We start from the raw sequence: 13,549 nt of genomic DNA on the forward strand, positions 1-13,549 counted from the left end.
TTTTAAAAAATATTGATTTTTTCTGGATGGTAATTTTCCTATCTTCTATATCCAGAAATTATTGAACTTTTTCTATCTGCCACTGGTCATTTACCCAGACACCGGCAACCTCAACTGACAAACCCCATGCCTTTATGGCATCAACTGATTGTTTTATCTGAGTGATGTGCTCCTCTTTTGATATTGGGTTTCCAGCACAGTCATGATGTCCTGCAACGACAATTACAGATGACTTGTGTGCATTAACTGAAATCAAGGCTTTTGTTTTTACCTCTTCAATCTTTGCAGTGTTGTCTCCTGGTAACAGCTTGTCACATCCAGGCTCATTTACCATGTCGACATAATCAACAGAATAGTTGTCCTTTATCCACTGGGCTACTGGAATCTGTGTTCTGCCATCTATGCAGTTAATTGATGTTCCAAATTTTCCTTCTGCCATGCTTGTCAATTGTCAAAGGAATTTTTATGTGTTAAGCGCTTGAATTATTTTCGCCATGTCAGAGGAAAGTTTTCTGATCTATTCTCAATAGGATATGTTATCATGTATATTTTGTTTTTACACTCTGCAATGATTTCTCGGCAAAGAACACGTCTATGAATTTCACAAACCTATCATGTGAATTTTGGTCTGAAAAACTATTGAGCAATTTTGTTGTAACTGCACCTATGTCTTTTGCAGCCTTTTTACTAATTTCTTGATGTTCTTGCTCATGTATCTCAAAGATTTCTTCGGACCACTTTTCTTCTTTACCGTATTTCTCATAGTATGAGAGATCTAGTTTTATCGATTCTGTGTTATACCATCTCTGTATTGCAGTCAATTCCTGCAAATCTTCTAAAAAGGAATCCTCAGGACAAACATATCGTTGCATAAAAGCAAATTCCAGAAAATCATAAACAAAACTTCCTTCATGGCGTTTCTGGCAGTACTTCAAGCCCATGCCATCCAAATATGATCGTATTTTCTCTGCGTTCTCTGCAGAACATCTCCAAATATTTATGATCCCACTTGCAATCTTCTCATCGCTTAGACCGTGTTGGTTATCACATCTGTTGTATTTTACAAGTATGTACAAAACAAATTCCTTAATCTTTTTGTCTTGAATGTCTGGACTTGACTCTTCATTTTCATTGTTTGTATTTATCTTAATTAGAAAACTGTTTATCTTTGAATCAACATCAAGCAAAAGTTTTTCCTGTTTTATGATATTTTCAATTCTGCCTTTCTTAATTTGTTTTCAATTCTTGTTCTCTGTGCTTCCAGTCTGGCAATTTGCTTTAAAACAAAGTTCTCTGTGTTTTGCTTTAGTTCCTTTTTGATTTCAGAATACAGATACTTTATGTCAGAGTTTATTGTGTTGCGATTTACTTTCATCATCTCTGCAATCTTTACAGCAGAATATCCGTATTCAAAGTGTAGTCTGGCAACCTCGTTTTGTCTTTTTGTTCTCTCATCTTTTGTGTATGGTCCTCCATCTTTCTCATTTTGAATCCGTTCTTATTTTGAAACAACATTTGCCATAGCCTTCAATTACGTCTCAAAAACATTTTAGGTTTCTGTTAACAAAGATAACACGACAAAAAATTTTGCTGCATAGTTCTGCATAGTTTACCTGCCCTGTCGTCTTGTATCGCACTAATGCTTAAATTTCCAGATCAAGTCCAATCAATATCTTGGAACTTCCACGTGGGATGAAAGACTTTGAAAAACAGGAAAACGCCAACATAGAACACGTAAGAAGTCACTTCAAGCAACTATCAAATCTGTACGGATTCTCATTTATGGACCCCTCACCAATTGAATTGCTCTCAGTTCTTGAGACAAAGTCTGGTCCTGCAATAAAAGATGAAATCTACTATTTCAAGGACAAAGGAGACAGGGAGATAGCCTTGAGATTTGACTTTACAGTTGGCCTGACCCGATACGCAACCTCTCAAAAGTCAATGAAACTACCTGCCAAGCTCTCAAGTTTTGGTGGAGTCTTCAGATATGATGAGCCTCAAAAGGGACGCTACAGATACTTTCATCAGTGGGATATTGAAGTATATGGAAAACCAAACCTTGAATCTGAAGCAGAAATTATAGAGATCACATCTAGACTCTTTGACTCGCTATTACTCAAAGACATTACAATTGACATTAACCACAGAAAGTTAGTAGAGTCTTTTATCAACAAGACATTTGATTCAGTTGATTCTCAACTAGTAGGCGATATGCTAAGAGCAGTGGACAAGATTCAGAAAAAATCAAAACAAGAAATCATAGATGAATTCAAGGATAGATACAATGAGAAAAAGTTACAGCAAATACTAGAGTTCTCAGAAATAAAGGGAACAATTGTAGAAGTTGAAAAATTATTTGACACTATTACATTGGATTCAGATTCATGGAATTCACTCAAAGCGCTCTTTGACTCTTTGGAAAATCGTGGAGTGTCTAACATCAGAATTAATTTTGGAATTGTTAGGGGACTTGATTACTATTCAGGAATGGTCTTTGAAGTATTTGACAAGAACTCCTCACTTGGTGCACTTGCAGGTGGAGGACGCTATGACGAGCTGACAAAAGCCTTTGGCCGAGAAGACATCGGTGCAACAGGAGTTGCAGGGGGGGTTGAGAGAATTATTCTGACAATGCAAGAACAAAATGTAATTGCAGAATCAACACAACAAAGAATTGCAGTAATGTACATCAATGATGAAATGCAAAAGGTTGCAATTTCTATTGCATCTTTGTTGCGACTAAACAACATACCAGCTGACATTGACTTGGCAGGACGAAATCTAAAAAAACAGATGGAGTCTGCAAGAGAAGCAAAACTTGCAATTATTGTAGGGCCTCACGAGTTAGAGGAGGGAAATGTCTTGTTGCGTGATATGGAAGATGGAAAGGAAGGCACTATATCTTTAGAAAAACTCACAGAGGATCCAAAATCTATTCTCAATTAAGAAATGCCCGAGTAAGCATCATAATTTCAGGTCCTGTGGTTAGTGTACCTACAACTATGGCTTTGTTATTTGCCAGAATTCCTGATGACACAAACGGAATTCCGTTGTTAATTGAACTCTGCTCCACTTTTACGCCTAAAACATTGGCAAAATTCTTCATGTCTTCCTCGTCTGCCTCTGGATGGATTGCAGCACCAGTGTTATTTGCAACCATTACTGCTCCTGCCTGATTGAATCCCGCAATCCTTTTTTGAATAATCTCATTTATGCCTAATACGTCCTTTATTGTCTGACAATCGTTTTGAGAGAGCCATGGGGAAACTACTGCTCCCTTGTCGTTTGCACATATGATATTTCCAAGAGCTGTAAATTTTGAATCCAACACCCCAATTTCTAAATCTGTCTCTTTTTTCAAAAAGTCATATTCAGAACTAAATGCAGTTTTTGGCAACAGCATTCCCTTGTTGTTCATCACTGATAGTGCACCAATCAGTCTGGTGTTGGCAATTGATGTATAGTGATATTTATCCACCTCAAGATACTTTGCAAGTTTTTCAGCCTTTGTCTGTGCAAAACCCATTGGCAACAAAAGAGTCGAATCGTTTACTACTGTGTATACTCCAAGATTTGGTCCTCTGTACACATCATACTTGATAATATCCATAGTTTCTTCTCTTCCAGAATAGATCATACAACGTTATGAACGTAAGGAAACTCCATTCATGACTGATAATTTACAAGGTTTACTGTTTTACTCCTGTCTAGCTTTAAATAATATCTGCAGCGATTTCAAATCATGCCAATAGCAGAGAATTTTCCTGAAGGCCTAAAGCCGATTGGAAAAATTTCAGATCCAGATGGAAATTTCCACTTTATGTGGGGTCCTGGAACAAAGACAAACACTGATGGCTCACAAAAAGAAGTGTTTGCTGATGCAGATGTTGTGGCAGCTTACGCGGCAAGAGGAGAAGAACAAGTTCCACTTGGTGTGAGCGGTACAATGGTTGCAGTTGACTGGGACTCTTGTGTTGCAGATGGTGCGTGTATTGAAGCATGTCCTGTTCAGGTATTTCAGTGGTATAGAACGGAAAAAGATATTCCAGCAAAAGATGTTGTTGGTCAAACTTTTGAGGGAATTGGCAGCTCTGTCAAAGATGAAAGAAAAGACCTCACAGACAAGGCAGATCCAATAAGAGAGCATGACTGTATCTGGTGTATGGCATGTGTTTCTGTTTGTCCGCCACAGGCCATCAAAGTTGACCAGTCAAATCTAGAGGCACATGAAAAGGCAGCAGGTACCTACAAAAAGATGAATGCAGGCTCTGAAAACCCACACGCACACGACTAGAAAAATTATTTTCAAATTTCCTATTTTCTTTCTTTATTAATGTGATCTTATGATGATGGATTTAGTCGCGACTAATTTTGTCTAGCTTTAAATAATATTTTGAATAAACCACTTCATGCCAATAGATGAGAAATTCGTCGAAAACCTAGAAGTTGTTGGAAGAACCAGTCATTCTGATGGTGAAAACAAACACTTCATTTGGGGACACGGTAGAACCGATGGTGAGGCATTTTCAAATGATGATGTCAAAGCAGCATATGAGGCACGCGGTGAAGAACAAGTTCCACTTGGAATTCACGGTACCACAGTCGCAGTTGACTGGGACTCTTGTGTTGCAGCAGGATCTTGCATGAGTGTTTGTCCTGTTCAAACATTCCAGTGGTATAGAACTGAGAAAGACATTCCAGCTGCAGAATGCTTGGATGCAACTTTTGATGGAACTGGTCTGACTGAACAAGATGAGCGTCTTGATTATACTGACAAATCAATGCCAATCAGAGAGCATGATTGTACACAATGTATGGCTTGCCAAGAAGCATGTCCAACTCACGCAATCTTGATTGAACCATCATACCAAGAGTATCACGAAAAAGCAGATGGTACTTTTGTAAAGATGGAATCTGGTTCTGTAAACCCACACGCACACGATTAAAGAAACTATTTCTTTTTTCTTCTTTTTGAAATTTCATTTTTATTTCATCCTCAACAAATTTTAATCACCATTTTGCAACAATTCTTGCAGAGGTCGCCTAGCTCGGTAGGGCGCGGGCCTTGAGAGCCTGTGTGCGCAAGCATACGGGGGTTCAAATCCCTCTCTCTGCGCTTGGGTGCGGGATACTAGAAAAGCACATCCTGCACCAAACAAAATTTTCTCAACATAGGTCACGTTTTATAAAAAATTAGACCCAATGCTTTTCTTTATCATCTCACATTTCTATTGGAATTTCACTAATTAATTTACTGTTACAACATTGACAGTGAATCCCCTTGGACTAGAATCTAATTATGTATTTCATTTAATCTGTTAAGGGAATTATTTGAGATAGGTAACAAATTAGGACCAATGACTTGTATTTTTTTTATTAACCCTATCTCAATTATTCATTTATCTCTAGTCACAAGAATTATTTGAAGATATTTTTCTGATTGCGGTGTGGTTTCAAAAAAAATTTTCTGATTAGATAGTAAGTTAATTAACTAATGTGATAGTTATCTCTTGTATTATGACTCCACATAACTTGCATTTCCAACCAAACAATGGAAATCTTGAATCTTACAAACTGTACACACGTCCTACTGCTCATAAATTATATGGTTCTGTTTATCTGAAAACCACATCATTAAAACATAAAAAAAATGTTCAACAACTGTTAGAAATTTTAGCATTAAACGGTTTATTGACAACTTGGGAAATGGCTAAAATTAAATTTGCAGGAGATCTGTCTAGAACAAAAACCAAGGAAAAAGAGTACAGACGCTTATTAGTTGGAAGAACCGATAGAGGGAAACCGTATTCAGGTATTTTGGATATGGGTTTGATAACAAAAGATGGAAAAAGCTACAAAAGATATCCTGGTGATAAGTACAGGTTGACCTTGCATGGAATATTGTATTGTTTAGATGTGTTGAATTTGACCGAAAATCAGATTGATATCATGGCATCAAAATATGCTGCTATCCTGCCCAAAGTTTTTGGCAAATGGGGTTATCTCAAATCAGTAATAGGAAAAGATGTCTATAAAATTCAAATTTTGTCTAAAGGTCTGTTATTAAATAACTTGGACATTGCTTTGAGAGTAAATCCACCTCTGTATGAATTGATGTCCTATCTTTCTGTGAAATATAAGAAAAATTTTGAATATATTGAAGAATCTGATCTTGCTAATCAAATCTCATTGTGGTTTTATACAAATTTACTATACAGGGCCACAAAAACTGGAACTAAAGTTCTCCATTCAAACGTAGAAAGACTTCAAAAAATACTTCTTGGTGATAAAGATCTTCAAAATTGGTACTTTACATTTTTTGAAGAATCAAAACTATACTACAAAAAAAGATTGGACAATATCTTACTTATGGACATGATTCTTAATCAATAATATTTCTGGATTATTTCAATTATCTTTTCAAATTCAATAGGCTTTTGCAACAAATCTAGTAACCCCATCTCTTTTGCCTTTTCTGCTTTCTGGCTGTCCACAGAAAATGCTGTAATGAAAACTATCTTTGCATCTGGATCATATTTTTTTATGCTAAAAAAAGCCCCATAACCATCCATAATTGGCATTCTTATGTCCAGTAAAACAATTCCTGGATTGTGTATTTTATATGCATTAATTGCTTCTTCACCATTATTTGCCGTTATGACATCATATCCTTCCTCTAGCAGCATGTATTGAGTGGATTCCAGGACATCTAAATCATCGTCTGCAATTAAAATTATTTTTTTTTCTGGCATTGTGTAGTTTTCCTTATCATTGGTTTATCTATTACTATGTTTTCTTAGTGTTTTCATGTTTGAGCGGAATTTTGATCTTGAAAATAACTGGATTAGATCTGACCGATATATTTCCTCCATGTGTTTCAATTATATTCTTACAGCTTACTAATCCTAACCCTGTACCTTTTTCTTTGGTAGAAAATAATGGTTCAAATATTTTTGGTAGCACGTTTTCCTCAATGTTGGGTCCTGTATTTTCAAATTCTATAATTGCATTATCTTTATCCTGCATTAATCGTATTGTTATTTTACCTACTGTGTTCCCTATTGCATGAATTGCATTTAATATGATATTATTGAAAACAGATTCCATCTTTTCTGCGTCACATTCTACAAGAATGTCCTTTTTAGGCAGGATTACCTCTACTTTTTCAGGTATCTTCACTGTATCCATCGTAGACTGTATGATTTTTAGCAATGATCCTGGGATAAATCTTGTTTGTGTTGGATTGACATAATTTAAAACATCTTCAACTTGGTGTGATATTCTTGCTATCCCTCGATTTGCTCGATTGATCTCTCGTATGATGATCTTATTTTCTGGATTTTTCTTACGAATTATCTCAATTGAATTTTTTATTATATATAATGGATTTTTAATATCATGTGCGATTTGTGATGCAAGCATACCTATTGTTTTGATTCTTTCATTTCTTAACTGGTTTTTTGAGTCCTCTAATTCAGCTTCAATCTTTATTTTCTTTTCCAGCGATTCAATCATATCGTTTAACGAGTTTGAGAGTATGTTTAACTCATCCTTTGTGTTGATTTTGGATCTTACGTTTAAATTCCCACGTGTTATTTGATCTGAAACATTTACCATTTCCTTGATAGGTCTTGCAATAGTTTGGGATAATAGTATCGATATTATCACAACTGCAATACTGATCGCAGCTATAACAAAAATCAAAATCAACACACTAAATTGTAAAGATGAGAAAATCTCAGATTTGCTGATATTTGCAACCATTCCCCAACCTACTTCTTCAATATATCCAGTTGCTGCTAAAATTGGCTCATCGTTATCGTTAACTAAATTCAGGAAACTGTTTTGATTATTCAAAAGTGCCTGAACTATGGGAATATTTTGTCTTTCCATTGAAATTGTTTTTTGTAAAATTGTATCTTCTTCTATTATCAATGGATAAATTAACAAGGCTTTGTTTTCTTGGGTCTTTTTTGCAATGACAAATTCTCCTGTTCTGCCTAGTGCATTTACATTAATTTGTCCAAATATACTCTCTGGTTGAAATTCTACAAAAATAACACCAATCATGCTTTCGTTTAAAATCAACCCCTTGGAAAATAATATCACTGGACGTCCTTCATTTGTCAAAATATAATCTATTGTTATTTGATCTGAGTTTTTTATTTCTTCAAATTTCTCATAGGCCTGTTCTTGATTTATCTCTGAAATTTTAGTTGATGTCAAAACTGTTCCATCTACACCTATGATAGAAATTTTTTCAGCATTTCCAACAACATTTTTAATTATCTCTAAAACTTCATCAATTTTTTCTCGATTAACATCTGCAGACGGTTTTTTATAGTCCTGAATTGTTTGTAATATTTCTGCTCTATTTGAGATAAAGTTTAATCGTTCCGAATGAAAATTTATCGTATTTGTAATATTCTTCTTCTCTTTTTCTATAAAAAATTCTAAATTATTTAATGTATGTTCTGTTATTGTTCTTTGATTGTCATAGTAACTAATTATGCCTACTAAAAATATTGGAATGATTGATACAACCAATAATACTATGAATAATTTTAATCTAAATTTCACTTGTATTTTGCTTATGTCGAATTTACTTTAAACATATTTCGATTAGCCAATTCATGACATTCTTTATTTTTATGTTGTAATCTTTTATTTCCTATTTCACATCTTATTATTACATAAAATAAAACCGCACCACAAACAAAAAATAAAATTATAATGAATCCTTTTTTTAACTACTTTAGTCCGTTTCGTTAAGAAATGAGAATATGTTATAGGTTATTCCCCACAATCTAGTCTTATTCCCAACAACTACCTCCTTTGCATTTCTTTTGAATGATCTGAAAGTATCACTAACACATACAATTTTATACAAACAAATTATTTAAAATAAAACCATACCGCTAACAAACAATTATTGTTTTATCATACACAGGAAAATAAGTTTTAGAAATAAGTTGGTGTCCAATCAAAACAATTCTTTATTTGTTGCAAGTACAGTACTATTATTTTTTGTTGTCTTGTTTACTCCCTCTTTGGCGTTTGCTGATGTTAATACTGATAAGTCAGTTTATTTCAAAGGCGAATTGGTCAAAATATCTGGTACTCTTGATCTTCAAGATGTTAATGAACAAGTTAACATAGTAGAGATTGAAATTATTGATTCTGATAGTAACACTATCATAAATGCCTACACTCCCGTAAACGATAATGTATTTTCTACCTCATATGATACAATTACCTGGATACCGGGAAATTATAAAATAATAATTAGTTATAATGATGTTGAGGATTCTGTAGAATTTGAGATTGTTTCATCATCCTCATCTTCTGATAATAATTTTAACAAAGAGTCTGAGGACAATCAACAAGACTCTTCGTCTCCACCATTGTCTGATACCGTACCAGATCCTCCCATTGATCTAAAGGCAAACGTAATTTCAGACACACAGGTAGATCTTTCTTGGTACTTGTCTGATGAAAGTGACACTTCAATAACTGGATTCAAGATTGAGGCAAGGACAAACACTGACCCAAACTATTCAATAATTGTGGAAAACACTGGAAATGATGATACTACTTATTCTCACACGAATCTGATTCCTGATACAGTTTATGCATATAGAGTCTTGGCAATAAGTCCTGCAGGAGAAAGTGAGCCTTCAAGCAGTACCACTGTGAAAACTTTCAGCAATAGCATTAGTTCACAAAATACAGACATTGAGAATACTGATGTTCCAACTGACTTAGTGGCAAAGGCAGTATCTTCAACATCCATTGAATTAACCTGGAATCCACCTACTCAAACATATGGTCAAATTATTCAGGGATACATAATAAAACAAGAGATTGTACCTGGTGTATATACTGAAATTGCCAGCATCATTGGTTCTGATACTAACCACACTATATCTGATCTAAAGACAGATAAATCATATGTCTTTGTAGTAGCTGCCAATTATCTACGTGGTGCAACTGACGTTTCTGAGACAGCTACTGTAACTCTATCTTCTTCCTCAACATCAAATAATAGTAATGACAACTACGATACTAATTCTAGCTTTCCAGCACCTGATGATGTTCCTGATCGTCCAACTGATCTAAAAATTAAACCTGTATTATCTACTCAAATAGACTTGTCATGGTCTGCACCAGAAAATGATTCAGTTAATAATAATTCAATTACTGGTTATAAAATCGAAGTAAGAACCGCTAATGATTCATCCTATTCTACAGTAATAGATAGTACAGAAAGTACTGATACTACATACTCCCACATCGGATTAATTCCAAATACTACCTACATCTATCGTGTTTACGCAATAAATGATCTTGGGACAAGTGAACCATCTAGTGAAAATCTTGCAAATACGCTGATAACAGATCCTGAGAAGGATGAAATCAATTCTAGTTCCACGCAGGATGATAATAGTATCAACAATGACTCAAATATCATATCATCCTCGTCCTCAACTAATGTTCCTGCCCAACCAGTAGATTTGCAAGCCACTACGATCTCACAAAACAGAATCAACTTGTCATGGTCTGCACCAATTGATATTGGTTCATCACCACTGCTTGGCTACAAGATAGAATCAAAGACAAGTGAAGAGTTCAACTATTCAATTTTGGTTACAAATACAGGAAATCCTTCCATCACATCATATTCCCACACTGGTCTTACTGCGGGATTGACATATCAGTACCGTGTTTCTGCAATTAATTCATTTGGTGAAAGTATGCCTTCAGATATGGCTGAAGCTACAATAGTATCCTCTGATAATGCACAGGCTATTGATGAAACACAATCACAACAATCATCTCCAACATTGCAAACATTACAGATTACGCTAGACACTGACAAGACAGTATATGGTCCCAATGATTCCGTCAAGATATTTGGAACAACAAATAATTCTAGTCAAACTATCCCTCTTGGTTTGAGAGTGATTTCCTCTGATGATGTAATTGTGTATGCAAGAAGCATTTCTATTGATAATGATAATTCCTTTGAGGCAATAATTTCGCCATTACAACGTCAATCGTCTGTATGGCAAATCAATGGTGAATTTACGGTTGAAGTGACGTATAATGGCCGTATTCAGGAAACTACCACGTTTATGAATAATGATGATAGCAACAATGATATTGGAAACTCTTTTTCCACATCAAATGAATCTAGCAATGAGGCATCTGAATCAAATCCACAGCAATCTATTCAACCCTCCTCAGGAATATCATCATCTATAAATGATCTAACCGTAACATCTAACAATGAACTTGAAATACTAAAAAGTCAGAATACTGCACTAAAGTCTGCTAACCAACAACTTCAAGATGAAAACAATCAACTAAGAGCAGATATTGAAGAGTTAACAAAAAAAATTGAAAATCTTGACATGATTGTAAAAGAACAGATGCGTGTAATGATAGAAACTTTGGGACTTAGATGAAATTAGTTTTTTTGATAAAAATATTACAAAAATGATTGGATAAATCCCAGTTAAATTATTTTTGTATATCGATTCAATACACAAGAAAAGAATTACATTTTGGAGCTTAAGACCAAAAACCTTCTAGGCACTTTGCGTTTTGGTTTTTGTTGCCTGCGAACTATGTAGTCACACAACCGAGAAAATCAATCTAAACCAAACTCAAACATCAAAAAATAGATCTGCCAGCAATCTGAATTTTTAGATATCTGAATTTGTCTGAAACCATAAACCGTCATACCTCATGACAAATTTTTTTCCTGCATTGGTTCTATGAATCCAGTTACTGTTTGATCATTGATTGATTTGCACATATGATCTGACGAAAACTAGTGCATTGATTTCAGCTCTGCCAAAATTGTTTTCCCTATACTACTCCAATCATACAGTTCATGAGCTATCTCACTTAACTTAAATCGATACTTTCCGTCAAGCAATAATGCTCCATCAATGTTTTTGACAATGTCAAAAATGGTATCTTCCTTTTCTATGCTGATCCTCATTAGTTCTGTATCTTTCTGGTTTGGCAGTTTCTTTGAAATTGAATCTATGTTTGTTGCCATTCCGCCAAAATATGTGCCCAATGGAAAACAACCAGAGGCGACTGACTCCAAGAATACTAATGGTCCTGCCTCCTTTACTATAGATGGAAAGATGGCTATATCACAACATGGATACAGATGGCATAGTTCCTCGTGTCCCAAGTAACCTGTAAAGAGTACTCTGTCAGAGTTCACATATGCTCTTGCTTTTTGATAGTACGAATCTAACTCGTTGTTTTTTTCCAAAACATCAAAAAATGACTGAACATGTTCAAAAGAAGATATGTTGTCTATGTTTCCTTCAAGAGATTTGCCCCACATGACAATTCTCTTGACTAACTCTCTTTGACCCTTTTCCAAGGACCACAAAAAGATCTCCATGATCTCACGCAAAGGTCCATGTCCAACAATTATCACTTTTACATCCTGATGCATATGAAAAATCAATGGCAGAGATGCTATCAAAGATTGGATTCCTTTACCAGCTATGAGACGCCCTACAAACAGAATGATCTTGTCATGCTTCCAATCTATTCCTCTTAGTTTGATTTCAATATCCTCGTCTGGATTTTTTATCTGATAATCCGTTGTAGATGTAATCAACTCTGTAATCTCTTGTAATTGTAGATCAGGTTGAAGACTTTCTCTCAGTATCGCTGATTGTTTTCTCACCTTTCCGCGAGAAACAGACTGTAATTTTTTGCAAAGCTTCTCTATGTTATGAACTCGCATGTCATGTAAAATTGGTTTGAAAAGGCTTGTATCTGCTCCCAAGTTAAGTCGAACCATTTTCTGGTTGATCTCAGGAAGGGATTGAAAAATGTCTGAAAGTCTGTTTCTCATCTCCTCACTGGCAACAAAAATCTTTTTTGCAGATTCAAACGAACTAGTTGCAAGATCCAAAAATCTTCTGTCTTTTTTAACAGCATATTCTAAAGCACTTCCATGCGGCATTATTGCAAAAGGAACGGAAGTGATCTTTTTTACTCTTTGAGCTACCACTGACATCAGGACAGCATGATTTACATGCAATGCAGTTAGTCCATACTGCTCTACTATGCTTAACACAGCTTTCGCATTGCGTCTTACATACTCCTCGATTACGGAATCTGATAGTTTTATCATTGGGGTGGCATTTGGAAACTCTTCGTATTTATCCCAAACATAAACCGGAAGTACATCTCCTAGTTGAGGCTTATGCATTATGCATTTTCCTTCATAAGGAACATCTCGAGAGAATTTTACTTGGTCAGAATCATCTGAATGGTAGTGAAATTCAGATATGAAATCATATTTCTCAGGGTGATTTTCTTGGCAAACAAGGTGAACGGTTTCTCCATTTCTGCATAATGATCTAACAATGGATCTGGTCCAAATGTTACTTCCTGAACCTTCTAACAAATATCCGTGGAGTATTCCTATCAATTTCCAATTTGAAAAACATATAGAAGCATTTATGTGAATCAAATCCGCTGTTTTTAATTAAAAAATACACAA

Annotated in this window: 12 protein-coding genes and 1 tRNA gene; 6 read left to right on the plus strand and 7 right to left on the minus strand. The window is 35.1% G+C overall.

Going from position 1 to position 13,549, the window contains the following annotated elements; translation table 11 throughout:
• Nucleotides 1–58: 58 nt before the first annotated feature.
• The 3 genes from ACOQN3_RS00920 to ACOQN3_RS00930 all read right to left on the minus strand — a co-directional run bounded on the left by ACOQN3_RS00920 (nt 59) and on the right by ACOQN3_RS00930 (nt 1,378).
• Nucleotides 59–439 (minus strand): carbonic anhydrase, encoded by a 381-nt coding sequence (locus tag ACOQN3_RS00920; protein WP_420544621.1) that lies wholly within the window; start codon nt 437–439, stop codon nt 59–61.
• A 100-nt stretch (nt 440–539) separates the two neighbouring features.
• A complete protein-coding gene (locus ACOQN3_RS00925; RefSeq protein WP_420544622.1) occupies nt 540–1,187 on the minus strand; it encodes a hypothetical protein in 648 nt (215 codons plus the stop codon).
• Nucleotides 1,188–1,201: 14 nt separating this feature from the next.
• Nucleotides 1,202–1,378, minus strand: coding sequence for a hypothetical protein (locus ACOQN3_RS00930; RefSeq protein WP_420544623.1), 177 nt, complete (start codon nt 1,376–1,378; stop codon nt 1,202–1,204).
• Nucleotides 1,379–1,674: 296 nt separating this feature from the next.
• Between ACOQN3_RS00930 and hisS the strand changes: the two genes are divergently transcribed.
• Entirely contained in the window at nt 1,675–2,949 is a 1,275-nt protein-coding gene (gene hisS, locus ACOQN3_RS00935; RefSeq protein WP_420544624.1) for a histidine--tRNA ligase, read from the plus strand.
• Here the strand turns inward: hisS and ACOQN3_RS00940 are convergent.
• Nucleotides 2,942–3,613, minus strand: a complete 672-nt coding sequence (locus ACOQN3_RS00940; protein ID WP_420544625.1) for a translation initiation factor IF-6 — start codon at nt 3,611–3,613, stop codon at nt 2,942–2,944. The genes hisS and ACOQN3_RS00940 overlap by 8 nt on opposite strands.
• A 132-nt stretch (nt 3,614–3,745) precedes the next feature.
• On the opposite strand from ACOQN3_RS00940, the gene ACOQN3_RS00945 reads away from it, so the two are divergent.
• From ACOQN3_RS00945 to ACOQN3_RS00960, 4 genes are all read left to right on the plus strand, one after another.
• Entirely contained in the window at nt 3,746–4,297 is a 552-nt protein-coding gene (locus ACOQN3_RS00945) for a 4Fe-4S dicluster domain-containing protein (RefSeq protein WP_420544626.1), read from the plus strand.
• Nucleotides 4,298–4,412: 115 nt separating this feature from the next.
• Nucleotides 4,413–4,949 carry a 4Fe-4S dicluster domain-containing protein gene (locus tag ACOQN3_RS00950; RefSeq protein ID WP_420544627.1) on the plus strand — a complete coding sequence of 179 codons (537 nt, stop codon included), beginning with the start codon at nt 4,413–4,415 and terminating at the stop codon, nt 4,947–4,949.
• 86 nt (nt 4,950–5,035) lie between these two features.
• Nucleotides 5,036–5,119, plus strand: a tRNA-Ser gene (locus ACOQN3_RS00955).
• Nucleotides 5,120–5,520: 401 nt separating this feature from the next.
• Nucleotides 5,521–6,396: a hypothetical protein gene (locus ACOQN3_RS00960; protein ID WP_420544628.1), complete on the plus strand. Its 876-nt coding sequence runs from the start codon at nt 5,521–5,523 to the stop codon at nt 6,394–6,396.
• Here ACOQN3_RS00960 and ACOQN3_RS00965 read toward each other — a convergent pair.
• Together ACOQN3_RS00965 and ACOQN3_RS00970 are read right to left on the minus strand one after the other, a co-directional pair.
• Nucleotides 6,390–6,755: a response regulator gene (locus ACOQN3_RS00965; RefSeq protein ID WP_420544629.1), complete on the minus strand. Its 366-nt coding sequence runs from the start codon at nt 6,753–6,755 to the stop codon at nt 6,390–6,392. The genes ACOQN3_RS00960 and ACOQN3_RS00965 overlap by 7 nt on opposite strands.
• Nucleotides 6,756–6,789: 34 nt before the next feature.
• Nucleotides 6,790–8,583, minus strand: coding sequence for an ATP-binding protein (locus tag ACOQN3_RS00970; RefSeq protein ID WP_420544630.1), 1,794 nt, complete (start codon nt 8,581–8,583; stop codon nt 6,790–6,792).
• Nucleotides 8,584–8,978: 395 nt separating this feature from the next.
• On the opposite strand from ACOQN3_RS00970, the gene ACOQN3_RS00975 reads away from it, so the two are divergent.
• Nucleotides 8,979–11,471, plus strand: a complete 2,493-nt coding sequence (locus tag ACOQN3_RS00975) for a fibronectin type III domain-containing protein (RefSeq protein ID WP_420544631.1) — start codon at nt 8,979–8,981, stop codon at nt 11,469–11,471.
• 368 nt (nt 11,472–11,839) lie between these two features.
• Here the strand turns inward: ACOQN3_RS00975 and ACOQN3_RS00980 are convergent, their stop codons facing one another.
• Complete coding sequence (locus ACOQN3_RS00980) at nt 11,840–13,453, minus strand: glycosyltransferase (RefSeq protein WP_420544632.1); 1,614 nt, start codon at nt 13,451–13,453, stop codon at nt 11,840–11,842.
• Nucleotides 13,454–13,549 lie beyond the last annotated feature (96 nt).

The organism is Candidatus Nitrosopumilus sp., assembly GCF_965223225.1.
GTDB lineage: Archaea > Thermoproteota > Nitrososphaeria > Nitrososphaerales > Nitrosopumilaceae > Nitrosopumilus.